Genomic DNA, 25,753 nt, shown 5'->3' on the forward strand with positions numbered 1-25,753 from the left:
GGTTATTTCTCCTGACTGACAGCCGCACAGATCAACGTGATCCCGCGGGCCTGAAGCTGATCGCGTGCCTCGACGGGCAGGCGATCATCGGTAATGAGGGTATGGATGCTGCTCCAGGGCAGCTCCAGGTTGGGAATCTTGCGACCGATCTTGTCGGCCTCGACCATGACGATGACTTCTCGTGCAACGTCGGCCATCACCCGGCTGAGGCCGAGCAGTTCATTGAAGGTGGTGGTGCCGCGCACCAGGTCGATGCCGTCGGCGCCGATGAACAGTTGGTCGAAGTCATAAGAGCGTAGTACTTGCTCGGCGACCTGGCCCTGAAAGGATTCCGAGTGTGGATCCCAAGTACCGCCGGTCATCAGCAGCACTGGCTCGTGTTCCAGTTCGCTCAAGGCATTGGCAACGTGCAAGGAATTGGTCATCACCACCAGGCCCGGTTGCTGGCCCAGTTCGGGAATCATCGCGGCGGTGGTGCTGCCGCTGTCGATGATGATGCGCGCGTGCTCGCGGATGCGTTTGACCGCCGCGCGGGCGATCGCCTGCTTGTACTTGGAAATACTCTGCGCTGTTTCCGCCACCAGCTCTTGCGGCATGGTGATCGCACCGCCGTAACGACGCAGCAACAGACCATGGGTTTCCAGCGCCGCGAGATCCTTGCGAATCGTAACTTCGGAAGTTTCAAAGCGCTTGGCCAGCTCATCGACACTGACTTCGCCCTGCTCGTTGAGCAAGGCGAGGATGTTATGACGACGCTGGGGTGTATTGCGCTTGGACATGGCGGCTTAAGTTTCGATTCGAAAGATAACGTAAGCAATGAAACTCTATCGAAAGGTTTCCGTCAAGGCGCAGGGAGAAAAATTCAGAAAGATTGAAATGACTGTGGGAGCGAGCCCGCTCGCGAAAGGGAGTCTCGGCCACTGAAGACGTGACTGACAAACCGCATTCGCGAACAGGCTCGCTCCCACAGGAGGTTGTGGATAAATCAGGATTTCTTGATTTTTTCCGGCCGCTTCCAGCCGTCAATGTTCTTCTGACGGGCTCGGCCAACCGCCAGCTGAGCGTTATCCACATTCTGGGTGATGGTCGAGCCGGCTGCGGTCGTCGCACCGTTGGAGATATCCACAGGGGCAACCAGCGAATTGTTGGAACCGATGAATACATCAGCGCCCAACACCGTCTTCCACTTGTTGGCGCCATCGTAGTTGCAGGTGATGGTGCCGGCGCCGATGTTGGTGCGTGCACCGATTTCGGCATCGCCCAGGTAGGTCAGGTGGCCAGCCTTTGCACCTTCGCCCATGTGCGCATTTTTCAGCTCAACGAAGTTGCCCACATGAGCGCGAGCCTCGAGCACAGTGCCTGGACGCAGACGCGCGAAAGGACCAGCGTCGCTGCCCTCACCGAGAATGGCACCTTCGATATGACTGTTGGCCTTGATCACCACGCCTTTGCGCAGGGTGCTGTCCTTGATCACGCAGTTCGGGCCGATCTGTACGTTGTCTTCAATGATCACCTTGCCTTCGAGGATCACGTTGATGTCGATCAGCACATCGCGGCCGACGCTGACTTCGCCACGCACATCGAAACGCGCCGGGTCGCGCAGGGTAACGCCTTGAGCCATCAGACGACGGCCGGCGCGTAACTGGTAATGACGCTCCAGTTCAGAGAGCTGCTTGCGATCATTGGCGCCCTGCACTTCCATCGGGTCGTGCGGTTGTTCGGTGGCCACGACCAAACCATCGCTGACCGCCATTTCGATCACGTCGGTGAGGTAGTACTCGCCCTGCGCGTTGTTGTTCGACAGGCGACTCATCCAGTCCGCCAGACGATCGGCCGGCACAGCGAGGATGCCGGTGTTGCCCTCGGTGATGGCCCGTTGCGCTTCGCTGGCGTCCTTGTGCTCGACGATTGCCGCGACCTTGCCGTCAGCATCACGCACGATGCGGCCGTAACCGGTCGGGTCATCCAGCTCGACAGTGAGCAAACCCATCTGGCCCGGTACGACATGCTTGAGCAGACGTTGCAGGGTTTCGACTTCGATCAGCGGCACATCACCGTAAAGAATCAGCACGGTGTCGGCATCAATGAACGGCACCGCCTGGGCGGTGGCGTGGCCAGTGCCCAGTTGCTTGTCCTGCAACACGAAATTCAGGTCATCAGCTGCCAGCCGCTCACGCACCACATCGGCACCGTGACCGATCACCACGTGAATGCGTTGTGGATCAAGTTGCCGAGCGCTGTGGATAACATGGCCGAGCATGGAGTTGCCGGCAATCGGGTGCAGCACCTTGGGCAGCGCCGAGCGCATGCGAGTGCCTTGACCGGCCGCGAGGATAACGATTTCGAGAGACATGACTGGCTACCAATCCTGGGTGGTCAGCAACTGCGACCGGGTTGTGGGAATTCGGAAAAGAAAAAAGGGTAGCCGAGGCTACCCTTTTTTATCAATCGCACAACAAGCGGCTGGCGGATTAACCGCCAAACTTCTTGCGGATCTGCTGGACGGTGCGCAGCTGGGCTGCAGCCTCGGCCAGACGAGTGGCAGCGGCGCCGTAATCGAAGTCCGCGCCTTTTTCGTTCAGGGCATTCTCGGCAGCCTTGAGAGCTGCCTGAGCCTGAGCTTCATCCAGGTCGGCGGCACGTTGCACGGTATCGGCAAGTACCTTGACCATGTTCGGCTGAACCTCGAGGAAACCACCGGAGATGTAGAACACCTCGGCTTCCCCGCCTTGCTTGATCAGGCGGATCGGACCCGGCTTGAGATTAGTGATCAGCGGCGCGTGACCCAGAGCGATACCAAGATCACCCAGTGCACCGTGCGCAATCACCATCTCGACCAGGCCGGAAAAGATTTCCCCTTCCGCGCTGACGATATCGCAATGGACTGTCATAGCCATCTGATTGCCTCAACCTAAATTAGCGCCCGTTGCCGGGCGCCGGGATTACAGTTTCTTGGCTTTCTCGATCGCTTCTTCGATGCCGCCAACCATGTAGAACGCTTGTTCTGGCAGGTGGTCGTAGTCACCGTTGAGGATGCCTTTGAAGCCAGCAATGGTGTCTTTCAGGGAAACGTATTTACCCGAAGCACCGGTGAAGACTTCAGCCACGAAGAACGGCTGCGACAAGAAGCGCTGGATCTTACGAGCACGGTTAACCAACTGTTTGTCGGCTTCCGACAGCTCGTCCATACCCAGGATCGCGATGATGTCTTTCAGCTCTTTGTAACGCTGCAGAACATACTGAACGCCGCGAGCGGTGTCGTAGTGGTCCTGACCAATCACGTTCGGGTCCAGCTGACGCGAAGTCGAATCCAGTGGATCTACCGCTGGGTAGATACCCAGGGAAGCGATGTCACGGGACAGAACGACGGTGGCGTCCAAGTGGGCGAAAGTGGTCGCTGGCGACGGGTCGGTCAAGTCGTCCGCAGGTACGTATACCGCTTGGATCGAGGTGATCGAACCTTCCTTGGTCGAAGTGATACGTTCCTGCAGAACGCCCATCTCTTCAGCCAGGGTCGGCTGGTAACCTACTGCCGAAGGCATACGGCCCAACAGTGCGGATACTTCAGTACCGGCCAGGGTGTAACGATAGATGTTGTCGACGAACAGCAGAACGTCGTTACCTTCGTCACGGAACTTCTCGGCCATGGTCAGGCCGGTCAGTGCTACGCGCAGACGGTTTCCCGGCGGCTCGTTCATCTGACCGTAAACCAGTGCCACTTTGTCCAGAACGTTGGAGTCCTTCATCTCGTGGTAGAAGTCGTTACCCTCACGAGTACGCTCACCCACACCTGCGAACACGGAATAACCGCTGTGCTCGATGGCGATGTTACGGATCAGTTCCATCATGTTTACGGTTTTGCCTACACCGGCACCACCGAACAGACCGACTTTACCGCCCTTGGCGAACGGGCAAACCAGGTCGATAACCTTGATGCCGGTTTCCAGCAGATCGTTGCCGCCCGCTTGCTCGGCGAACGAAGGAGCTGGACGGTGAATGCCCCAGCGCTCTTCGGTGTCGATCGGGCCAGCTTCGTCGATCGGGTTACCGAGGACGTCCATGATCCGGCCCAGGGTCGCTTTACCGACCGGTACGGAGATGGCTGCGCCAGAGTCGGTGACTTCCAGACCGCGCTTCAAGCCCTCGGTGGAACCCATCGCAATGGTACGCACCACGCCGTCGCCCAGCTGCTGCTGAACTTCCAGGGTGGTTGCGGCCGCGCTTTGTACAGTCAGCGCGTTGTAGATGCTCGGTACGCTGTCGCGTGGAAATTCCACGTCGATAACGGCGCCGATGATTTGAACGATACGTCCGCTACTCATAGCTGGATCCTCTGAATATTTGAACCGTTAAACCGCGGCAGCGCCGCCGACGATTTCCGAGATCTCTTGGGTGATCGCAGCCTGACGCGCCTTGTTGTAGATCAGCTGCAAATCGCTGATCAAATCACCGGCGTTGTCGGTAGCGTTCTTCATCGCGATCATCCGCGCAGCCTGTTCAGCCGCGTTGTTCTCGACCACCGCCTGGTAGACCTGCGACTCGACGTAACGGACCATCAAGCCGTCAAGCAGCTCTTTGGCGTCCGGTTCGTAGAGATAGTCCCAGTGGTGCTTGAGATCCTGATCCGGGGTTGCCACCAGTGGAATCAACTGCTCCACGGTAGGCTGTTGCGTCATGGTGTTGATGAACTTGTTGGACACCACGGACAGGCGGTCGATACGGCCGTCCAGGTAGGCATCCAGCATCACCTTGACGCTGCCGATCAGGTCATTGATCGACGGCTCTTCACCCAGGTGGCTGATAGCTGCAACGACGTTACCGCCGAAGTTGCGGAAAAAGGCCGCACCCTTGCTACCGACTACACACAGATCAATCTCGACGCCGTTTTCGCGGTTTACCGCCATGTCCTTGACCAGGGCCTTGAACAGGTTGGTGTTCAAGCCGCCGCACAGACCACGGTCACTGCTCACGACGACATAACCGACGCGCTTGATTTCGCGGTCGATCATGAACGGGTGGCGGTATTCCGGGTTGGCGTTGGCCAGATGCCCAATTACCTGGCGGATACGCTCCGCATAAGGACGGCTAGCAGCCATGCGCATTTGTGCCTTGCGCATTTTGCTGACCGCCACTTTTTCCATGGCGCTGGTAATCTTTTGCGTGCTTTTGATGCTCGCAATCTTACTGCGAATCTCTTTTGCGCCTGCCATGTAACACCTATCAGGTTAGCAAGCGGGAGCCTCGCGGCTCCCGCTGCGGCTTACCAGGTTTGGGTGGCCTTGAACTTCTCGATACCGGCTTTCATGCCAGCGTCGATTTCGTCATTGAAGTCACCTTTAACGTTGATCTTGGCCATCAAATCGGCGTGATCGCGGTTGAAGAAAGCGATCAGCGCTTGTTCGAAGCTGCCGACCTTGGCGATTTCAATGTCAGTCAGGAACCCACGCTCAGCGGCATACAGCGACAGCGCCATGTCAGCGATCGACATTGGTGCGTATTGCTTCTGCTTCATCAGCTCGGTAACGCGCTGACCATGCTCAAGTTGCTTGCGGGTCGCTTCGTCCAGGTCAGAAGCGAACTGGGCGAATGCCGCCAGTTCACGGTACTGAGCCAGAGCGGTACGGATACCACCGGAGAGCTTCTTGATGATCTTGGTCTGAGCGGCACCACCCACACGGGATACCGAAACACCGGCGTTCACTGCCGGGCGGATGCCCGAGTTGAACATGGCCGATTCCAGGAAGATCTGACCGTCGGTGATGGAAATCACGTTGGTCGGAACGAACGCGGAAACGTCGCCAGCCTGGGTTTCGATGATCGGCAGTGCGGTCAGGGAACCGGTTTTGCCGGTCACTGCGCCGTTGGTGAACTTCTCTACGTATTCTTCCGAAACGCGGGATGCGCGCTCCAGCAGACGGGAGTGGAGATAGAACACGTCGCCTGGGTAAGCTTCACGGCCTGGTGGACGGCGCAGCAGCAGGGAGATCTGGCGGTAAGCCACTGCCTGCTTGGACAGATCGTCATAAACGATCAGCGCGTCTTCACCGCGGTCGCGGAAGAATTCACCCATGGTGCAACCGGAGTACGGTGCCAGGAATTGCAGCGCAGGAGATTCCGAAGCACTGGCAGCCACGATGATCGTGTTGGCCAGGGCGCCGTTTTCTTCCAGCTTGCGAACCACGTTGGCGATGGTCGATTGCTTCTGACCGATGGCTACGTAGACGCAGAAAATGCCGCTGTCTTTCTGGTTGATGATCGCGTCGATCGCCAGAGCGGTTTTACCGATCTGACGGTCACCGATGATCAGCTCACGCTGGCCACGGCCGACAGGGATCATGGCATCGACAGCCTTGTAGCCAGTCTGTACAGGCTGGTCTACCGACTTACGCCAGATCACGCCTGGAGCAACTTTCTCGACCGCGTCGGTCTCGGTGTTGCCCAGTGGACCTTTACCGTCAACAGGGTTACCCAGAGCATCGACTACGCGGCCCAGCAATTCCTTACCAACAGGAACTTCGAGGATGCGGCCGGTGCACTTGGCGCTCATGCCTTCAGCCAGCGACTGGTAGGAGCCCAATACCACGGCACCTACGGAGTCCTGCTCCAGGTTGAGGGCCATACCGTAGACGCCGCCCGGAAACTCGATCATCTCGCCGTACATGACGTCGGCCAGACCGTGAATCCGCACGATGCCGTCAGATACGCTGACGACAGTGCCTTCGTTACGGGCTTGGGAGGTCACATCGAGCTTGTCGATGCGGCCCTTGATAATTTCACTTATTTCGGAAGGATTGAGTTGCTGCATTGCTCTGCTGCCCCTTCAAACTCAAGATTTCAATGCTTCGGCAAGTTTCGCGATTTTGCCGCGAATCGAGCCATCGATAACCAGGTCGCCGGCGCGGATCACGACACCACCAATCAAGGCAGCGTCCTCCGCAACTTGCAGGCGCACTTCCCGGTTGAGTCGTGCACTGAGAACCTTGGCGAGTTTGTCTTGCTGTTCTTGGTTCAATGCAAATGCACTGGTTACTTCAACGTCTACCGATTTCTCTTGTTCGGCCTTGTACAGGTCGAACAGAGCGGCGATCTCCGGCAGAAGCAGGAGACGGTCGTTCTCGGCAACGACGTTGATGAAATTGCGTGCCTTTTCATCAAACTTGTCGCCGCACACGTCAATGAACGTGGCGGCCTTTTCTGCGCTCGTCAGTCGCGGGGCCTTGAGCACGCGCTGCAGGGTGTCGTCTTGCGACACCGCTGCTGCCAGGCCGAGCATGGCTGACCAATTGGCCAGTTGCTGGTGGGCCTGAGCGTGCTCGAAGGCCGCCTTAGCGTAAGGTCGGGCCAACGTGGTCAGTTCTGCCATGATCGCCCTCGCTTAGATTTCAGCAGCCAGTTGGTTAACCAGCTCTGCGTGCGCGTTTTGATCGATTGTGGCACCCAGGATCTTCTCGGCGCCGCCAACAGCCAGCAAGCCCACTTGGGCACGCAGCTTGTCTTTGACGCTGTTCAGTTCCTGTTCGATCTCGGCTTGAGCCTGAACCTTCACACGGTCAGCGTCGATACGGGCTTTTTCAACAGCCTCTTCGACGATCTGGTTACCGCGTTTCTTGGCTTGCTCGATGATTTCAGCTGCCTGAGCTTTCGCTTCGCGCAGTTGCTGACCCGCTTTCTCTTGGGCCAACTCCAGGTCGCGAGCTGCACGGCTGGCAGCGTCCAGACCATCAGCGATCTTCTTTTGACGTTCGTGCAGAGCAGCGATGACCGGAGGCCATACATACTTCATGCAGAACAGTACAAAAATCAGGAACGCAACGGACTGGCCAATCAGGGTCGCATTAATGTTCACGCCAACACCTCGCAGTTACGTTGTCCATCACACCAAATTACCCGGAAGATCCGAGTAATCAGCCAGCGATCTGACCAACGAACGGGTTCGCAAAGGTGAAGAACAGAGCGATACCAACACCGATCATGGTTACGGCGTCGAGCAGACCGGCAACGATGAACATTTTTACTTGCAGCATTGGAACCATTTCTGGCTGACGCGCTGCGCCTTCCAGGAACTTGCCGCCCAGCAGGCCGAAACCAATTGCGGTACCCAGTGCGCCCAGGCCGATCAACAGTGCAACAGCGATAGCGGTTAGACCAACTACAGTTTCCATCTTTCCTCCCGACTTTTACGTCGTATGGTTTAGGTTTTTTAGATTAAAGCGGTAAAACAAATCGTTTCAGCTGCCCCGCAAGGAGCTCCCTCCCGTTTGACCGGGAGGAACATCAGACTAGTCGAGACTGGTCTTAATGGTTTTCTTCGTGCGCCATCGACAGGTAGACGATGGTCAGCATCATGAAGATGAACGCCTGCAGGGTGATGATCAGGATGTGGAATACAGCCCACGCCCACTGCAGAACAACGCCCAGGCCGCTGAGCCAGAGCAGGCCGCTGCCGAACATCACAGCGATGAGAATGAACACCAGCTCGCCGGCATACATGTTGCCGAACAGACGCAGAGCCAGAGAGATCGGCTTGGCGATCAGGGTGACGAATTCCAGCAGGAAGTTCACCGGGATCAGCAGGGCCTGAACGAAGATGTTCTTGCTGCCGAACGGGTGCAGGGTCAGTTCGCCGATGAAGCCGCCGATGCCCTTGACCTTGATGCTGTAGAAAATGATCAGTGCGAAAACCGAGAACGCCATGCCCAGGGTCGCGTTCGGGTCGGTGGTCGACACGGCGCGGAACGGGATGTGGGCATCGCCGGAAATCAGGATGGCCAGCTGAGGAATCCAGTCGACCGGTACCAGGTCGACGGCGTTCATCAGGAACACCCAGACGAAGATGGTCAGCGCCAGCGGTGCAATCACCGGGCTACGGCCATGGAAGCTGTCTTTCACGCTGCCATCGACGAATTCGACCAATACTTCAACGAAGTTCTGCAAGGCACCCGGTTGACCCGACGTCGCTTTCTTTGCCGCCATGCGGAAAAGAAGTACGAAGATCAGACCCAGCGCGACCGACCAGCCGAGGGTATCGACGTGGAAAGCCCAGAAGCCCATTTCCTTGGCCTCTGCTGCGGTGTGGGCAAAGCCCCAGCCGCCGTTGGGTAGCTGACCGAAAGTCAGGTTCTGCAAGTGGTGCTGGATATAGCCCGAAGCGGTTGTCTCTGCCATGGTTGCCTCAAACGCCCTAAGGTCTCGAAAGTCTTGTTCTCATCAGCAGGGGAGCGAACCAGCTGACCGACTGCGTCAGCACGAACACGCCGAATACTGCGATCGGCGCCAGTGGCTTCACACCTGCGAACACCAGTGCAAACAGCACTGCCGTCAAAATAAGTTTGCCTGCCTCGCCGGCATAAAAAGACCGGACGATGGACTGGGCTGCTCGGGCGCCGGAAAACCGAAATGCCCTGTGAGCGAAATAAACATTGGGCAGCAAGGCTATCAGGCCTCCGCAAAGTCCCGAGTATCCGGCAACGACTCCATGCCATTGCCAGAGCGCCAAAGCGGCAATGAGCAAAACGACAAATTGAGCCATCAGCACCGGAAAAACTGCCAGGCGATGGAAGGGCAGGCGGTTTGGCTTGCGGGTTTCCATCACGTTTGCTCTCCAATGGTCGGCTGCCGAAATTCAATAACTTGGCATAATTTGTGCCGACAAAATGCGCGCAGAGTATAGGGGCGGTTCTGCCCCTATTCAACTGTCAGGTAGTGATTTCCGACTGCGCGCTACATGAGGAAATGTTTCAGCGGATGTGTGCGAGCACACCTTGAAGCTCGTCGAGCGAGTTATAACCAATCACCAATTGGCCTTTGCCCTTCTTGCCATGGCGAATCTGCACCGCAGAGCCTAGGCGCTCGGCCAGACGCTGCTCGAGGCGAGCGATGTCCGGGTCGGGTTTTGCAGCTTCCACAGGCTCCGGTTTGCCACTCAACCACTGGCGAACCAGTGCCTCGGTTTGGCGCACGGTCAGTCCTCGTGCGACAACATGTCGCGCCCCTTCGACCTGCTGATTGTCCGGCAGACCGAGCAAGGCACGCGCGTGACCCATTTCCAGGTCACCGTGCGACAGCATGGTTTTGATCACTTCGGGCAGTGCAATAAGTCGCAACAGGTTAGCCACAGTCACCCGCGACTTACCCACAGCCTCGGCAACCTGCTGCTGAGTCAGCTGGAATTCCTGCTGCAAGCGCTGCAAGGCGACGGCTTCTTCGATCGGATTGAGGTCTTCACGCTGGATGTTCTCGATCAGCGCAATCGCAATGGCGGTTTCATCCGGCACATCGCGAACCATCGCCGGGATGGTTTCCTGCCCGGCCTGCTGACTGGCGCGCCAGCGGCGTTCACCGGCAATGATCTCGAAGCGACCGCCGCCAATCGGGCGAACCACGATCGGCTGCATCACGCCCTGAGCCTTGATCGACTGCGCCAGCTCTTCCAGGGCCTGCGGGTCCATGTCACGGCGCGGCTGATATTTGCCACGCTGCAGCAGGTCCAGCGGCAGGTGTTGCAGTTCGCGGGTGTCAGCCTGCGCGGCTTGTTCTTCCAGCGCGCTGACCGTCGGACCACTCAGCAGTGCATCCAGTCCACGTCCGAGACCTCGTTTCTTGACGGCCATGGGGATTCCTTAAGTTGGCTGAGCAGCAGCAATGCGTGAATTTTTGCGCTGACGACGAACCATCTCGCCCGCCAGAGCCAGATAGGCCAGCGCGCCACGCGATTGCTTGTCGTAAGCCAGCGCCGGCATGCCGTAGCTCGGTGCTTCGGCCAGGCGAATGTTGCGCGGGATCACCGTGTCGTACAACTGATCGCCGAAGTGTTCCTTGAGCTGCGCCGAAACATCGTTCATCAGGCTCAGGCGCGGGTCGTACATGGTCCGCAGCAAACCTTCGACTTTCAGATTCGGGTTGAGCAGTTCAGCGATGCGCTTGATGTTATCCACAAGGTCGCTCAAACCTTCCAGCGCAAAGTATTCGCACTGCATGGGGATAATGACGCCGTCAGCGGCGACCAATGCATTGAGCGTGAGCATCGACAGCGACGGTGGGCAGTCGATCAGAATGTAATCGTAGTTGTCCCGGATCGGCGCCAGCGCGCTGCGCAGACGGCTTTCCTTCATCTGCATTTCCAGCAGCACCACTTCGGCCGCGGTCAGATCGCGGTTGGCCGGCAGCAGTTGATAACCGCCGTGCTCGGAGAAGTGCATGGCCTGACCGAGGTCGCATTCACCGATCAGCAGATCGTAGACCGAGTTTTCCAGACCATGTTTATCCACACCGCTACCCATGGTGGCGTTGCCCTGTGGATCGAGATCGATCAACAGCACCCGGCGCTTGGTCGCGACCAGGGATGCTGCGAGGTTGATGCAGGTGGTGGTCTTGCCCACACCACCCTTCTGGTTCGCTATCGCGAATACCTTAGCCATTCTTGCTTGTGTTCCCAATCATGCCGTGCGGCGCAGTATCAGCAGATGGCGTTGGCCTTGGCAACCGGGGACGGCCAGGGCGTGTTCGCTATCGAGTTTGAAATCTGCCGGCAATGCTACCAGCTCATCGGCCGGATGAACGCCCTTCATTGCCAGCCAGCGTGTATCGGCATCGCCCAAGTGGCGAGTCCAGTTGGTGAAGTTTTCCATGCTGCTGAATGCCCGGGAAATGATCCCGTTGAATGGCTGCGCAGGCTGGAAGGCCTCGACGCGACTGTGGATAACTTGGAGGTTATCCAGCTTTAGCTCCAGTTTGACCTGAGTCAGGAAGCGGGTTTTCTTGCCGTTGCTGTCCAGACAGGTCACCTGCGAGCCCGGATACAGGATCGCCAGCGGGATACCAGGCATGCCACCGCCACTGCCAACATCGAGCCAGCGGCCGTCATCGATAAACGACATCACGCTGAGACTATCGAGCAAGTGCCGCGAAACCATTTCGTCCGGATCGCGCACAGCGGTCAGGTTGTAGGCCTGGTTCCATTTGATCAACAGGGCCAGATAACCCAGCAGCAATTCATGCTGGGTTGCTGTGAGATTGACACTGAGCTCGCGGGCTCCTGTGGATAACTCTTCGGCGTGTTGCGAAGTGACCTTGGCACTCAAGCGCTTTGCTCCAACTGACGGCCCGCGCCGCGTTTTTTCAAATGAATCATCAACAGCGAAATCGCTGCCGGGGTCACGCCCGGGATCCGCGAAGCCTGGCCCAGAGTCTCGGGGCGTGTGGCGCCGAGCTTGCTCTGAATCTCCTTGGACAGACCGGAGATGTTGGTGTAATCGATATCCACAGGCAATTTGGTGTCTTCGCTAGCGCGCAGACGGGCGATTTCGTCCTGTTGGCGGTCGATGTAACCGGCGTATTTGGTCTTGATCTCGACCTGCTCGGCGACCTGTGGATCTTCGGCGCCCTGCCCGGTCACTTCGACCAGACCGGCGTAATCGATCTCCGGACGGCTCAACAGGTTGAGCAAATTGTATTCGTGGGTCAGCGGCGTGCCGAATTTCTCGGCAATCGCATCACCCTGCGGGGTGTTCGGCCGTACCCAGGTGCTTTTCAGACGCTGCTCTTCCAGTTCGATGCTTTCGCGCTTCTTGCAGAAGGCCGCCCAGCGCGCGTCATCGACCAGACCCAGCTCTCGGCCTTTTTCGGTCAGACGCAGGTCGGCGTTGTCTTCGCGCAGAATCAGGCGGTACTCGGCTCGCGACGTGAACATGCGGTACGGCTCTTGGGTACCGAGGGTGATCAGGTCGTCGACCAGAACGCCGATGTACGCTTCATCGCGGCGCGGGCACCAGGCTTCTTTGCCCTTGGCACGCAGTGCAGCGTTGGCCCCGGCGAGCAGACCTTGAGCGCCAGCTTCTTCGTAACCGGTGGTGCCGTTGATCTGCCCGGCGAAGAACAGACCACCGATGACTTTGGTTTCCAGGCTGTACTTCAGGTCGCGCGGATCGAAGTAGTCGTACTCGATCGCATAACCCGGACGCACAATGTGCGCGTTTTCCATACCGCGGATCGATTGCACGATCTGCAATTGCACGTCGAACGGCAGGCTTGTGGATATCCCGTTCGGGTACAGCTCATGGGTGGTCAGACCTTCCGGTTCGATGAACACCTGATGGCTTTCCTTGTCGGCAAAGCGATGAATCTTGTCTTCGATCGACGGGCAATAACGCGGGCCGACGCCTTCGATCTCCCCGGCAGCGGAATACATCGGCGACCGATCGAGATTCGCCGCGATGATTTCGTGGGTACGCGCATTGGTGTGAGTGATCCAGCAGCTGACCTGACGGGGATGCTGTTCCTTGTTGCCCATGAACGACATCACCGGAATCGGCGTATCGCCCGGTTGCTCGGTCATCACCGAGAAATCAACCGACTTGCCGTCGATGCGCGGTGGCGTACCGGTTTTCAGACGCCCGACCCGCAATGGCAACTCACGCAGACGGTGGGCCAGAGCAATCGACGGTGGATCACCGGCGCGACCGCCGGAGAAATTCTGCAAACCGATGTGGATAAGTCCGCCGAGGAAGGTACCAGTGGTCAACACCACGGAATCGGCGAAGAAACGCAGACCCATCTGTGTAACCACACCACGGACTTGCTCCTGCTCAACGATCAGGTCGTCAGCAGCCTGTTGAAATATCCACAGGTTCGGCTGGTTTTCAAGAATTTCGCGAACAGCTGCCTTGTAGAGAATCCGGTCGGCTTGCGCACGGGTCGCCCGTACGGCCGGGCCTTTGCGGCTGTTCAACACGCGAAACTGGATGCCGCCCTTGTCGGTAGCCATGGCCATCGCGCCGCCGAGGGCATCGATTTCCTTGACCAGATGGCTTTTGCCGATGCCACCGATGGCCGGGTTGCAACTCATGGCACCGAGGGTTTCCACGTTATGCGTCAGTAGCAGGGTTTTTGCCCCCATGCGTGCTGACGCCAGTGCTGCCTCGGTACCGGCATGACCGCCGCCGATGACGATCACTTCAAAACGGGAAGGGAAATCCACCACGCACCTCGTGCCTGCTTAAGTAGGTCATTCAGGAAATAGTTGAGCTCAGGTTTCTGGACCTGGTCGGCAAGTATAGGGACTTCGCCCTTTCTAAAGAACCCTTTGCACAAAATTTAACCAGCTGTGGAGAACTCGAGGTTAAAAGAATAAAAAAGAGAGAAATTTATAAAACCTTTGTTTTTATGTTTATTCTTACTGAGCCACGTTTCTGTGGATAGATCTCTATAAGCCCAATATTACGCTGTGTACAGAGTTTCAAAACCCTGTGCCCAGGTAACAATGAGGCCCTTGGATAAGCGGTGTAAGCCTGTGGATTAAAGTGCTGCTTATCCACAGGGCAGGTTATATCCAGTTTTCAGGCCCTCTTATCAACTGGCCTTAGCACCAGTTACTCACAGGGCTTAATCCACAGAAATTTGCTCGGAAGGCGTTTTCCAGGCGGAAAAAAAGCGCCAGCGAAGAATCGGTGACGCTTGGCAAGCCAGTGGCAGGAAGTGAAAAGGCTATTGTGAGACCACGTAGCAGAGGCTAATAATAGCCATTATCATTAACTGACCAGTTTCTGCCATGTCCCTACCCGCCCACACCGCTGCGATCGAGCAAATCTACGAGCAACACCACTCGTGGCTGTATGGCTGGCTCAAGGGCAAGCTGCACAACACCAGTGATGCAGCCGATGTGGCACATGACACGTTTTTGAGAATTCTCGCGGCGCGCAATGCCGCTCATATTCGCGAGCCGCGGGATTACCTGGCGACCATTGCGCGCGGGCTGGTCATTGATCGTTATAGACGCAGGGCCATTGAAAGCGCTTATCTGCAGGCCCTCTCAGCTCGGCCGCAAGCAACGGTCATCAGCGAAGAAGACAGAGCACTGATCATTGAAACCCTGATTTCTGTGGATAAGGCACTGGCCGGCCTGGGCGCGCGAACCCGGCAGATCTTCATGCTTTCGCAAGTCGAAGGACTGACTTATCAACAGATTGCCGGGCAATTGAAGGTTTCGCTGACCACGGTAAAGAAACACATGATTCGCGCCCTGACTGAATGCGCCCTGATCATGGCGCAACCATGATGGCCGCCGCTGCAGACCGTCAGGTATTCGAAACTGCAGCCAGCTGGTATGTGCAGTTTCAATCCCAACCACCGAGCCTTGCCGAACAAAAGGCCTGGCAGCTGTGGATAGACAGCGATCCAGCGCATCTGGCGGCGTGGAACCAGATGGAACAATTGCAGCGCCACCTCGGTACGCTGCCGCAGGATCTGAAACGACGTGCGCTCAATAGCGGCCAACAAAGACGCCAGGTACTCAAACTGCTGTTGCTCGCAGCGGGAACAGGTTTCGTTGGCTGGAACGTTCAACGACACACATCCCTGGGCAACGTCTGGGCCGACTATAAAACCGGCGTGGGCCAGCGTCGGACTGTCAGCCTGGCCGATGGCAGCCAGATCCAGCTCAACACCGACTCCGCGGTCGACGTGTCTTTCGACGCAGCGCAACGCATGATTCACCTGCGCTGCGGTGAGATTCTCGTTCAGACCGGCAAGCTCGGGGATCCGCGACCCTTTTATGTGCAAACCCGTGACGGGCGGATTCAAGCATTGGGCACCCGCTTCTCGGTGCATCAGCTGTCGAGCGCAACCCGGGTCGGCGTGCTGGAGGATCGAGTCAGCGTTCAACCTGCGCAGTTATCCACTGCTGCGCTCATCCTGAAAGCAGGCGAAGGCGCGGATTTCGACAGTCGGCATATCGGCCTCAGTCATCCCTTCCAGGCATCAGAAGTGGCCTGGATCAACGGCCAGTTGATCGTACTCGATGCGCGCTTGGGCACTGTCCTCGAAGAGTTGGGCCGCTATCGCAGCGGTGTATTGCATTGTGATCGCAGCGCCCGGGATCTGCGGGTCTCCGGGACTTTCCGGCTCGATTCAACCGACGCAGTGCTGGCCAACCTTCAGGCTTCGTTGCCGATCAATGTGCGTTATTTCAGCCGTTACTGGGTGTCGATCAGCCACAGCGTTGACTGAAATATGGCCCGGGGAAAAATAATCGCAAACAGGGTTATCTTTTTTCGCCCTGGTCCGGCCCTACAGGTAATCGCGATCAACGCGGCTCTTCGCCACCTTCAGGGCTAATCCACACATGCGTCTTCCCACGTTCCGTCAGCGTTTTTCTCCTCATTGCATTGCCTACAGCTTATTGATGGCCAGCGCTGCGTCCTGTCTGGTGATCAGCAACAGCGCCTTCGCGGCGTCGACATCCCAGCGCTTCGCCATTGCCGCCGGCCCGCTGGATAGTGCCTTGAGCCAGTTCGCCGCTGCCGCCAATGTAATTCTGTCGTTCTCGCCGCAACAGACCAGCCGCCTGCGCAGTGCCGGGTTGAACGGTGACTACAGCGTCGAACAAGGATTCGCTCAACTGCTGCAAGGCTCGGGTTTACAGGCAGTGCCACAAGCACCCGGCAGTTACATTCTGCAGAACGTGCCCAACGGTGACTCCCTGGAACTGGCGCCGACCAACATCAATGCGCAGTTGGGCAATCCAATGAATCTCGATTACGCCGCCGACGTCGGCTACAAGGCGCAAAACAGCCGGATCGGTACGAAAACCAGTACGCCGCTGTCGGAAACACCGCGTTCGGTGTCAGTGGTGACCGGCCAGCGGATCAAGGATCAGAAATCCCAGACACTCACCGACGTACTCGGCTACGTGCCGGGGATCTTCGCCCCACCTTTTGCCGCCGGCGACAGCTTGGCTGGCGACCTGTTCTATATCCGTGGTTTCAACGCCACCGATTACGGCTACGGTTTGCTGCGCGATGGACTGCGCGTGCAGGGCAATCGCTATGACACCAGCACCGAGCCGTACGGACTTGAGCGGGTCGAGGTGTTCCGTGGCCCGTCTTCGCTGCTGTATGGCGAAAATGCGCCAGGCGGTCTGGTCAATCTGGTCAGCAAACGCCCGACCGCCGCGCCTCAGGGTGAAGTGCAACTGGGCTATGGCTCGAACAATCACCGGCAAATCGGCGTAGATGTCTCCGGCCCGCTCAATGACAGCGGCAACGTTCTCGGACGCGTGGTGATGCTGGGGCGCAAATCCGATACCCAGACCGATCACGTGCCTGACGACCGTATTTATATCGCCCCTTCGCTGACCCTGAATTTCGACGATTTCAATACGCTGACGCTGCTGGCCAACTATCAGAAAGACCACACCAACATGGAGCTTGGCCTGCCGGCCGCCGGCACGTTGCTGAGCAATCCCAACGGCCAGCTATCCAAAGACACCATGCTCGGTGACCCGGACTGGAATACCTTCGAACGGGAAACCTGGAGCACCGGCTACGAGTTCAGCCACTCGTTCAACGATGACTGGCAGTTCCGCCAGAACTCGCGCTACATGCAGTCGCGCATCACCCGCCACGAAACCTGGCCGGGCAATCTGAACAACGCCGGTTTCGGCACGCGGTTGAACGTGACCGCCTACGATCGCTTCAACAAATCCATGGTGTATTCGCTGGATAACCAGCTGGAAGGCAAGTTCGAGGCAGGCGAGCTGGAAAACACCGTGCTGTTCGGCGCCAGCTACGATCGCACCTCGTTCAATCAGGACTGGAATGCCGGCGTTGTCGGGCCGATCAATGTGTATAACCCGGTCTACCTGCGTGATCCGACCACTCCGATCGCTGTGCAGAACACTTTGCTTGAGCAGCAGATGAAAGGTGTTTATGCACAGATCCAGAGCAAGTACGACAACTGGCTGTTTCTGCTCGGCGGTCGCCAGGACTGGGTCGACAGTGACTTCCGCGACAAGGTGGCCCGAGGCAGCAACATCAGCTCCGAGGACAAGAAGTTCACCTATCAGGGCGGCGTGATGTATCAGTTCGACAACGGCATGACGCCGTATGTCAGCTACTCCACGGCGTTCGTGCCGGTGCAGCAGATTTCCAACGCCGGAGCGCCGCTTGATCCGATCACCAGCAGCCAGTACGAAGTGGGTTTGAAGTACGAACCGATCGGCTGGGACACCGCGTTCACCGCTTCGGTATATGACCTGCGCAAGAAGGACGACACCTATTTCGATGCAACGACTTCGACCTATCGCCAAGTGGGTGAAAGCCGCGCCAAGGGCGTCGAGCTGGAACTAAACAGCAACCTGACGCAGAACCTCAATGTCACGGCGGCTTATACCTACACCGACGCCAAAATCACCAAGGATGCGCCGACGTCGCTGGTCAAAGGCCATCAAATGACCGGCGTGCCCCGCAATCAGGCTTCGGTCTGGGCGAAATATCGCTTCCTCGATGGTGATCTGAAAGGTTTGTATGTGGCCGGTGGTGTGCGTTATTTCGACAGTGCGTTTGCCTACACCTCGCCTTCGTTATACGGAAAGCTGGATGCCGGCGACGTGACGTTGGTCGATGCGGCTGTTGGTTACCAGATTGATACACACTGGAGTGTCGATCTGAACGCGAAGAATCTGTTCGACAAGGAATATGTGTCGGGATGCAACGATGCCGGCCGTTGCTATTGGGGCGAAGACCGCACGCTGCTCGGTACGGTGTCCTATAACTGGTGAACAAAAAGGGGCTGTGGGTGAATTATCCACAGCCCCTTCTTTTATTTGCCGATGCAGAAGCTGGAGAAAATCCTCCCCAGCAAGTCATCTGAGCTGAATGCACCGGTAATTTCACCCAGTGAGTGCTGAGCCTGGCGCAGATCTTCGGCGAGCAATTCGCCTGCCCCGGCCAGGGTCAGTTGCGCGCGGCCATGTTCCAGTGCCGCGCTGGCGTGGCGCAGTGCTTCCAGATGCCGACGACGTGCGCTGAAGCTGCTCTCCGACGTCTGCTCGTAACCCATGCAAGCCTTGAGGTGATCACGCAGCAGGTCAAGGCCTTCGGCGGACTTGGCGCTGAGACTGATGGTCACGTGGCCGTCGTCACTGGTTTCCAGAGAAACCGCTTCACCGGTCAGATCGGCTTTGTTCCGGATCAGGGTGACTTTCGCCGGATCCGGTCTAGACTCGAGGAATTCTGGCCACAAGGCAAAAGGATCCCGTGCCTCTGGTGCGGTCGCATCGACCACCAGTAAAACCCGATCCGCTTCACCAATGGCTTTCAATGCCCGTTCCACACCGATCTTTTCCACATGATCGTCTGTGTCCCGCAGGCCTGCTGTATCGACAACGTGCAACGGCATGCCGTCGATGTGGATATGTTCGCGCAGGATATCCCGCGTGGTGCCGGCGATTTCGGTAACGATGGCCGCTTCTCGACCAGCCAAGGCATTCAACAGGCTGGATTTACCGGCATTCGGCCGACCAGCTATTACCACGGTCATGCCATCGCGCAACAAAGCCCCCTGCCCGGCTTCGCGCAGTACTGTGGATAACTCGTCGCGGACTTTGTCGAGCATGCTCAGCACATGGCCATCGGCGAGGAAGTCGATTTCCTCTTCCGGGAAGTCGATCGCCGCTTCGACGTAGATGCGTAGACCAATCAATTGTTCGGTCAAGTTATGCACACGCTGGGAAAACGCACCCTGCAATGAACGCAGCGCATTGCGCGCAGCCTGTGCAGAACTGGCTTCGATCAAATCGGCGATTGCCTCGGCCTGGGCCAGATCGAGTTTGTCGTTGAGGAAAGCGCGCTCGCTGAATTCCCCCGGACGGGCCAGACGACAACCCAATTCCAAGCAACGCTTGAGCAACATGTCCAGCACGATCGGGCCACCGTGGCCCTGCAATTCCAGGACGTCTTCGCCGGTAAACGAGTTCGGCCCCGGAAAATACAGAGCCAGACCTTCATCCAGCACCTGCTGGTCGTCACTGAAAAACGGCCCGTAATGGGCGTATCGCGGTTTCAGTTCACGGCCGCTTATGGTTTTTGCCGCCACGCTGGCCAGCGGCCCGGAAATACGGACGATGCCCACACCGCCGCGCCCTTGAGCAGTGGCGACAGCGGCAATGGTTTCACGGGGTGTGCTCATAAAGCGGCATCCAGACAAAAGTGGCAGATAGCAAAACGCCCCACTAGGGGGCGTTTTGAGTGGTGTTATCCACAGTGCAAGTTACGCCTCGGCTTTTTTCGTCGCCGCTTCGATCTTACGCGTGATGTACCACTGTTGTGCAATAGACAGGCAGTTGTTCACAACCCAGTACAGCACCAGACCAGCAGGGAACCACAGGAAGAAGAAGGTGAAGATGATTGGCATCATTTTCATCACTTTCGCCTGCATAGGATCCGGAGGAGTCGGGTTCAACTGCTGCTGGATGAACATGGTTGCGCCCATGATGATCGGCAGAATGAAGAACGGATCCTTGATCGACAGGTCAGTGATCCACAGCATGAACGGCGCCTGGCGCATCTCCACGCTTTCCAGCAGAACCCAGTACAGCGAAAGGAAGACCGGCATCTGCACGAGGATCGGCAAGCAGCCGCCCAGTGGATTGATCTTCTCTTTCTTGTACAGCTCCATCATGGCTTGCGACATTTTCTGCCGGTCATCGCCATGTTGCTCTTTCAGCGCAGCCAGTTTCGGTGCCACGGCACGCATGCGCGCCATCGATTTGTAGCTGGCGGCCGACAGCGGGAAGAAGATCCCTTTGATCAGCATGGTCAGGAAGATGATCGACCAGCCCCAGTTACCGACAATGGCGTGGATATGTTGCAGCAGCCAGAAGATCGGCTGGGCAATGAACCACAGAATGCCGTAGTCGACGGTCAATTCCAGACCTGGGGACAACTCTTTCAGTACAGCCTGGCTTTTCGGACCGGCGTACAGCACAGCGCTGGTTTCAACTTTTGCACCTGGAGCAGCGGTCAAGGTAGGACCGGTGTAACCGATGATGTAGTTGCCTTTGCTGTCTTTACGGGTCTGGACGATGTTGTTTTCGCCCTTGGCCGGAATCCACGCAGTCACGAAGTAGTGCTGCAGCCAGGCAACCCAACCACCGGTGACGGTTTCCTTGAGCTGCGCCTTGTCCATGTCCTTCATCGACACTTTCTTGTACGGCTCGGAACTTGTCCACAGGGCAGCGCCCAGGTAAGTCGCGGTGCCGGTAGCAGTGGTCGACGACGGATCAGCGCTGGCGTCGCGCTTCAACTGGGCAAACATTGCGCCGTTCCAGGGCTGAGCGCTCTGGTTATCCACAATGTAGGAGACAGCGACGTCGTACAGGCCACGTTTCAGGGTGAAACGCTTGATGTAGTTGACGCCGTCCTTGCTGAATTTCAGGTCAACGACGAGTTGATCCTGACCGTCAGCCAGTTGGTAAACCTTCTTCTCCGAGGAATAAACCGGACGACCGGCCGGGTTTGCATCCGGGCCGTTGGTACCGATCAGACCGCTTTGCGCCAGATACACACGTTCGCCGCCGTTATCGAACAGCTGGAACGGCACATCAGGACGATCCTGACGACGTGGATACAGAGGCAGAGTCAGTTGCGCAACATCGCCACCCTGTGGATCGATCGCCAGATCGAGCACATCGGTCTTGACCTGAATCAGATCCTTGCTGGCGGCGACCGGCGTTTCGGCAGGTGCGCTGGTATCGCTGGCGGCGCGCGGAATATCGTCACTGGCGGCATTTGTGCCAGTGGCGGTGTCCGGCAAACCGGATGTAGTCGTACTGGAAGCAACATTCTGAGTCGGCAGGGCAGCCTGGCCATAATCCTGGTTCCATTTAAGAACCATGACGTAGGACACGATTGCCAGGGCGACGATCAGGATCGTGCGTTTGATATCCATGATTACTCGGCCATCGAAGAAGAACGGGAGGTAGGGACAGGTGGAACCGGGTCATAACCACCGGGATTCCACGGATGACAGCGACCTAAACGACGAAAGGTCAGCCAGCCACCGCGCAGAAGGCCATGATTTTCAATGGCTTCATACGCGTAGCAGGAACAACTGGGGTAGAAGCGACAGTGGCTGGCCATTAAAGGACTAATGGCATAGCGATAAAACTGGATCGGAACGAGGGCCAGTTTACGCATCGGTACTGTCTACCCCTACAGTTTCGGTTTTGACTGCCGGAACGGGCTTGTTGCGTGCCAGACGCTTCCAGAGTTTGCCGAAATGCTGAATCAATTCGGGGTTTTCTACATCACCCAAACCTTTGCGCGCGACGATAACGATGTCCCAGCCGACCAGTGAATCCTGGTGCAGACGGAACGATTCGCGCATCAGACGTTTGAGGCGATTGCGCTCAACGGAGAGCTTTACGCTCTTTTTCCCGATAACCAGCCCGAGACGGGGGTGATCAAGATCGTTGTTGCGTGCAAGGAGCAGGAGATTTTTCCCCGGAACCTTGCCGGTAGGGGAGTCAAAGACTGCCTTGAAATGCCGGGGGGTAAGCAGACGCTTTTCCCGACTGAAGTCCTGACTCACCTCCAGTACCGGATTATCAAACTGCCAGACGCGCACGACCTTTGGCGCGACGACGCGACAGGACTGCGCGGCCGTTCTTGGTAGCCATGCGAGCACGGAAACCGTGGGTACGAGCGCGTTTGATAGTGCTTGGTTGGAAAGTACGTTTCATGTCGTGTTACCTGGTTCGTCCACAACGGGCCGGAATGGCCCCCGTTTTAAGAGACCGGGGATTCTAGAGAAAGCAAGCCTTCAGGTCAATTTCCAACCAGCGTTTCCTTATAAATAGATCCGGGCACGGTTTTAGCTTGAAAGCCTGTCCGCCAGATATAGAAATAAAGAAGGGAATTATTTAAAGCTTTTCTGTAAAGCTTGTAAAAGCTAGACACGCCATCTTCTGTGGATAACTGCCATGGTGCCTTATTCCACGGGCTGTACAGAGAATGACAACTACGGTGGAAAACCGTGTTCAGCCTGTGCTGCGCTATCGGATAAGCTGTGCGTGGAATGGGCTGTTATCCACAGGCTGGTTATCCACCGGGTTTAGCCCCTAGTTGTCCAGTGCCCTCAGAGGCGTTTATCCACAGGGCTTATTCACATGCCGTTGGTCGCCTTTTAATGCGTTAACGCGTTGATAAATGATGGTGACGAACCTACCTGCATGTGGATAAGTGAATCGCTCGCCGCTACAATGGCCGCTTGTTTTTGCCTCACCGGCTTTCAACTTAGGGGATATCCGTGTCAGTGGAACTTTGGCAGCAGTGCGTGGAGCTTTTGCGCGAAGAGCTGCCTGCCCAACAATTCAACACCTGGATCCGTCCACTACAGGTCGAAGCCGAAGGCGACGAGTTGCGCGTCTACGCACCGAATCGTTTCGTGCTGGACTGGGTCAACGAAAAGTACCTGGGCCGCGTCCTTGAACTGCTGGATGAGCGCGGCAATGGCTCGACGCCGGCGCTGTCCTTGTTAATAGGCAGCAAACGCAGCTCGGCACCTCGCGCCGCACCCAATGCACCACTGGCGGCCGCGCAGGTTGCTCAGGCGCAGGCCAATAATGTGCCAGCGAGCAATCCGGCACCGACGCCAGCCCCTGCTCCGGCCAAGCGTTCCACACAAAAGGCCGCTGAAGTCAGCGAAGAGCCTTCCCGCGACAGCTTCGACCCGATGGCCGGCGCCGCTTCGCAGCAGGCCCCGGTTCGCGCGGAGCAGCGCACCGTGCAGGTAGAAGGTGCGCTCAAGCACACCAGTTACCTGAATCGCACATTCACCTTCGAGAATTTTGTTGAAGGTAAATCCAACCAGCTCGCCCGTGCGGCGGCCTGGCAGGTGGCGGACAATCCCAAGCACGGTTACAACCCGCTCTTCCTTTATGGTGGCGTCGGCTTGGGTAAAACCCACTTGATGCACGCGGTGGGCAACCATCTATTAAAGAAGAATCCGAATGCCAAGGTCGTATACCTGCATTCCGAGCGCTTTGTGGCCGACATGGTCAAGGCGTTGCAACTGAACGCCATCAACGAATTCAAGCGTTTCTACCGTTCGGTGGACGCCTTGCTGATCGACGATATTCAGTTCTTCGCTCGCAAGGAGCGTTCCCAGGAAGAGTTTTTCCACACCTTCAACGCGTTGCTTGAAGGTGGTCAGCAGGTCATTCTCACCAGTGACCGCTACCCGAAAGAAATCGAAGGCCTTGAAGAACGCCTCAAATCCCGCTTCGGCTGGGGCCTGACGGTTGCGGTCGAGCCGCCGGAACTGGAAACCCGCGTGGCGATCCTGATGAAGAAGGCCGATCAGGCCAAAGTCGAGTTGCCTCACGATGCCGCGTTCTTCATTGCCCAGCGCATTCGCTCCAACGTCCGTGAGCTGGAAGGTGCGCTGAAACGCGTAATCGCCCACTCGCACTTCATGGGTCGCGACATCACCATCGAGCTGATTCGTGAGTCCCTGAAAGACCTGTTGGCATTGCAGGACAAACTGGTCTCTGTGGATAACATTCAGCGCACAGTCGCCGAGTATTACAAGATCAAGATCTCCGACCTGCTGTCCAAGCGCCGTTCGCGCTCGGTGGCACGTCCGCGTCAGGTGGCCATGGCGCTGTCCAAGGAACTGACCAACCACAGCCTGCCGGAAATCGGCGACGTGTTTGGCGGCCGCGACCACACCACCGTGTTGCACGCTTGCCGCAAGATCAACGAACTTAAGGAATCCGACGCGGACATCCGCGAGGACTACAAGAACCTGCTGCGTACACTGACCACTTGATGAACACCAGCGCAGCTTATTAAGGCAAGGGACGAGACCATGCATTTCACCATTCAACGCGAAGCCCTGTTGAAACCCCTGCAACTGGTCGCAGGCGTCGTCGAGCGCCGACAGACCTTGCCGGTACTGTCCAACGTGCTGTTGGTCGTCGAAGGCCAGCAACTGTCGCTGACCGGTACCGACCTGGAAGTCGAGCTGGTCGGTCGTGTGCAACTCGAAGAGCCGGCCGAAACCGGTTCCATCACCGTGCCGGCGCGCAAGCTGATGGACATCTGCAAAAGCCTGCCCAACGACGCGCTGATCGATATCAAGGTCGACGAGCAGAAACTGGTGGTAAAGGCCGGTCGTAGCCGCTTCACCCTGTCGACGCTGCCGGCCAACGATTTCCCGACTGTTGAAGAAGGCCCGGGCTCGCTGACTTGCAGCCTGGAGCAAAGCAAACTGCGTCGCCTGATCGAACGCACCAGCTTCGCCATGGCCCAGCAGGACGTGCGTTATTACCTCAACGGCATGTTGCTGGAAGTTTCCGCTGGTGTGATCCGCGCCGTGGCCACCGACGGTCACCGTCTGGCGATGTGCTCGATGCAGGCCGATATCGGTCAGCCTGATCGTCATCAGGTAATCGTGCCGCGTAAAGGTATCCTCGAGCTGGCGCGTCTGCTCACCGAGCCGGAGGGCAATGTCAGCATCGTCCTCGGCCAGCATCACATCCGCGCCACCACGGGCGAGTTCACTTTCACCTCGAAACTGGTCGACGGTAAATTCCCGGATTACGAGCGCGTACTGCCGAAAGGTGGCGACAAACTGGTACTCGGCGATCGTCAGGCATTGCGTGAAGCGTTCAGCCGTACCGCGATTCTGTCCAACGAGAAGTACCGCGGTATCCGTCTGCAACTGGCCAGCGGTCAGTTGAAGATCCAGGCCAACAACCCGGAGCAGGAAGAAGCGGAAGAAGAAGTGGGCGTTGAATACAACGGCGGCTCGCTGGAAATCGGCTTCAACGTCAGCTATCTGCTCGACGTGCTGGGCGTGATGACCACCGAGCAGGTTCGCCTGATCCTGTCCGACTCCAACAGCAGTGCGCTGGTGCAAGAGTCCGACAATGACGATTCGGCTTACGTTGTCATGCCGATGCGTCTGTAATCAG

General features: G+C 57.5%; 25 protein-coding genes. 5 read left to right on the forward strand and 20 right to left on the reverse strand.

The window, feature by feature from the left end:
* Positions 1–2: 2 nt before the first annotated feature.
* From PspCFBP13508_RS11445 to mnmG, 15 genes are all read right to left on the reverse strand, one after another.
* Entirely contained in the window at positions 3–779 is a 777-nt protein-coding gene (locus PspCFBP13508_RS11445) for a DeoR family transcriptional regulator (protein ID WP_041476528.1), read from the reverse strand.
* 206 nt (positions 780–985) lie between these two features.
* Positions 986–2,353: a bifunctional UDP-N-acetylglucosamine diphosphorylase/glucosamine-1-phosphate N-acetyltransferase GlmU gene (gene glmU / locus PspCFBP13508_RS11450; RefSeq protein ID WP_137214483.1), complete on the reverse strand. Its 1,368-nt coding sequence runs from the start codon at positions 2,351–2,353 to the stop codon at positions 986–988.
* A gap of 118 nt (positions 2,354–2,471) precedes the next feature.
* Positions 2,472–2,897 carry a F0F1 ATP synthase subunit epsilon gene (locus PspCFBP13508_RS11455; protein ID WP_016772407.1) on the reverse strand — a complete coding sequence of 142 codons (426 nt, stop codon included), beginning with the start codon at positions 2,895–2,897 and terminating at the stop codon, positions 2,472–2,474.
* Between the two features lie 45 nt (positions 2,898–2,942).
* Entirely contained in the window at positions 2,943–4,322 is a 1,380-nt protein-coding gene (gene atpD / locus PspCFBP13508_RS11460) for a F0F1 ATP synthase subunit beta (protein ID WP_025112247.1), read from the reverse strand.
* A 27-nt stretch (positions 4,323–4,349) separates the two neighbouring features.
* Entirely contained in the window at positions 4,350–5,210 is an 861-nt protein-coding gene (atpG, locus tag PspCFBP13508_RS11465) for a F0F1 ATP synthase subunit gamma (RefSeq protein WP_007911960.1), read from the reverse strand.
* A 50-nt stretch (positions 5,211–5,260) separates the two neighbouring features.
* The gene (gene atpA, locus PspCFBP13508_RS11470) at positions 5,261–6,805 is read right to left on the reverse strand and encodes a F0F1 ATP synthase subunit alpha (protein ID WP_016772405.1); all 1,545 of its coding nucleotides are present in this window, start codon (positions 6,803–6,805) and stop codon (positions 5,261–5,263) included.
* Between the two features lie 21 nt (positions 6,806–6,826).
* Entirely contained in the window at positions 6,827–7,363 is a 537-nt protein-coding gene (locus tag PspCFBP13508_RS11475; RefSeq protein WP_016772404.1) for a F0F1 ATP synthase subunit delta, read from the reverse strand.
* 12 nt (positions 7,364–7,375) lie between these two features.
* Entirely contained in the window at positions 7,376–7,846 is a 471-nt protein-coding gene (locus tag PspCFBP13508_RS11480; protein WP_016772403.1) for a F0F1 ATP synthase subunit B, read from the reverse strand.
* A 58-nt stretch (positions 7,847–7,904) separates the two neighbouring features.
* Positions 7,905–8,162, reverse strand: a complete 258-nt coding sequence (atpE, locus tag PspCFBP13508_RS11485) for a F0F1 ATP synthase subunit C (RefSeq protein ID WP_003097235.1) — start codon at positions 8,160–8,162, stop codon at positions 7,905–7,907.
* 133 nt (positions 8,163–8,295) lie between these two features.
* Positions 8,296–9,165 (reverse strand): F0F1 ATP synthase subunit A, encoded by an 870-nt coding sequence (gene atpB, locus PspCFBP13508_RS11490; RefSeq protein ID WP_016772402.1) that lies wholly within the window; start codon positions 9,163–9,165, stop codon positions 8,296–8,298.
* Positions 9,166–9,181: 16 nt separating this feature from the next.
* Entirely contained in the window at positions 9,182–9,589 is a 408-nt protein-coding gene (locus tag PspCFBP13508_RS11495; protein ID WP_090287824.1) for a F0F1 ATP synthase subunit I, read from the reverse strand.
* A gap of 148 nt (positions 9,590–9,737) precedes the next feature.
* Positions 9,738–10,610, reverse strand: a complete 873-nt coding sequence (locus tag PspCFBP13508_RS11500; RefSeq protein WP_007960777.1) for a ParB/RepB/Spo0J family partition protein — start codon at positions 10,608–10,610, stop codon at positions 9,738–9,740.
* A gap of 9 nt (positions 10,611–10,619) precedes the next feature.
* Complete coding sequence (locus PspCFBP13508_RS11505; protein ID WP_016772400.1) at positions 10,620–11,417, reverse strand: ParA family protein; 798 nt, start codon at positions 11,415–11,417, stop codon at positions 10,620–10,622.
* 18 nt (positions 11,418–11,435) lie between these two features.
* Complete coding sequence (gene rsmG / locus PspCFBP13508_RS11510; protein ID WP_137214485.1) at positions 11,436–12,080, reverse strand: 16S rRNA (guanine(527)-N(7))-methyltransferase RsmG; 645 nt, start codon at positions 12,078–12,080, stop codon at positions 11,436–11,438.
* Positions 12,077–13,975, reverse strand: coding sequence for a tRNA uridine-5-carboxymethylaminomethyl(34) synthesis enzyme MnmG (mnmG, locus tag PspCFBP13508_RS11515; RefSeq protein WP_122603541.1), 1,899 nt, complete (start codon positions 13,973–13,975; stop codon positions 12,077–12,079). Before mnmG ends, rsmG begins: the two co-directional genes overlap by 4 nt.
* Before the next feature lie 570 nt (positions 13,976–14,545).
* Here mnmG and PspCFBP13508_RS11520 point away from each other — a divergent pair.
* The 3 genes from PspCFBP13508_RS11520 (at position 14,546) to PspCFBP13508_RS11530 (ending at position 18,553) form a co-directional block, all read left to right on the forward strand.
* On the forward strand, positions 14,546–15,052 hold the full coding sequence (locus PspCFBP13508_RS11520; protein WP_137214487.1) for a sigma-70 family RNA polymerase sigma factor: 507 nt from the start codon (positions 14,546–14,548) through the stop codon (positions 15,050–15,052).
* Positions 15,052–16,002, forward strand: a complete 951-nt coding sequence (locus PspCFBP13508_RS11525) for a FecR domain-containing protein (protein ID WP_137214616.1) — start codon at positions 15,052–15,054, stop codon at positions 16,000–16,002. Before PspCFBP13508_RS11520 ends, PspCFBP13508_RS11525 begins: the two co-directional genes overlap by 1 nt.
* A 115-nt stretch (positions 16,003–16,117) precedes the next feature.
* Positions 16,118–18,553 carry a TonB-dependent siderophore receptor gene (locus PspCFBP13508_RS11530; protein WP_137214489.1) on the forward strand — a complete coding sequence of 812 codons (2,436 nt, stop codon included), beginning with the start codon at positions 16,118–16,120 and terminating at the stop codon, positions 18,551–18,553.
* A 41-nt stretch (positions 18,554–18,594) separates the two neighbouring features.
* Here PspCFBP13508_RS11530 and mnmE read toward each other — a convergent pair whose 3' ends face one another.
* The 5 genes from mnmE to rpmH all read right to left on the reverse strand — a co-directional run bounded on the left by mnmE (position 18,595) and on the right by rpmH (position 22,516).
* Positions 18,595–19,962: a tRNA uridine-5-carboxymethylaminomethyl(34) synthesis GTPase MnmE gene (mnmE, locus tag PspCFBP13508_RS11535; RefSeq protein ID WP_137214491.1), complete on the reverse strand. Its 1,368-nt coding sequence runs from the start codon at positions 19,960–19,962 to the stop codon at positions 18,595–18,597.
* 81 nt (positions 19,963–20,043) lie between these two features.
* Entirely contained in the window at positions 20,044–21,723 is a 1,680-nt protein-coding gene (gene yidC, locus PspCFBP13508_RS11540) for a membrane protein insertase YidC (protein WP_071173916.1), read from the reverse strand.
* A 2-nt stretch (positions 21,724–21,725) separates the two neighbouring features.
* Positions 21,726–21,971, reverse strand: a complete 246-nt coding sequence (yidD, locus tag PspCFBP13508_RS11545) for a membrane protein insertion efficiency factor YidD (RefSeq protein WP_027901580.1) — start codon at positions 21,969–21,971, stop codon at positions 21,726–21,728.
* Positions 21,964–22,365: a ribonuclease P protein component gene (gene rnpA, locus PspCFBP13508_RS11550; RefSeq protein WP_024014946.1), complete on the reverse strand. Its 402-nt coding sequence runs from the start codon at positions 22,363–22,365 to the stop codon at positions 21,964–21,966. Before rnpA ends, yidD begins: the two co-directional genes overlap by 8 nt.
* Positions 22,366–22,381: 16 nt before the next feature.
* Positions 22,382–22,516: a 50S ribosomal protein L34 gene (gene rpmH, locus PspCFBP13508_RS11555; RefSeq protein ID WP_003213577.1), complete on the reverse strand. Its 135-nt coding sequence runs from the start codon at positions 22,514–22,516 to the stop codon at positions 22,382–22,384.
* A gap of 566 nt (positions 22,517–23,082) precedes the next feature.
* Here rpmH and dnaA point away from each other — a divergent pair.
* Together dnaA and dnaN are read left to right on the forward strand one after the other, a co-directional pair.
* Positions 23,083–24,606, forward strand: coding sequence for a chromosomal replication initiator protein DnaA (gene dnaA / locus PspCFBP13508_RS11560; protein ID WP_137214493.1), 1,524 nt, complete (start codon positions 23,083–23,085; stop codon positions 24,604–24,606).
* Positions 24,607–24,645: 39 nt separating this feature from the next.
* A complete protein-coding gene (gene dnaN, locus PspCFBP13508_RS11565; protein ID WP_130911442.1) occupies positions 24,646–25,749 on the forward strand; it encodes a DNA polymerase III subunit beta in 1,104 nt (367 codons plus the stop codon).
* Positions 25,750–25,753: the final 4 nt, after the last annotated feature.

The sequence above is a fragment of the Pseudomonas sp. CFBP13508 genome, assembly GCF_005233515.1.
Lineage (GTDB): Bacteria > Pseudomonadota > Gammaproteobacteria > Pseudomonadales > Pseudomonadaceae > Aquipseudomonas > Aquipseudomonas mercuritolerans.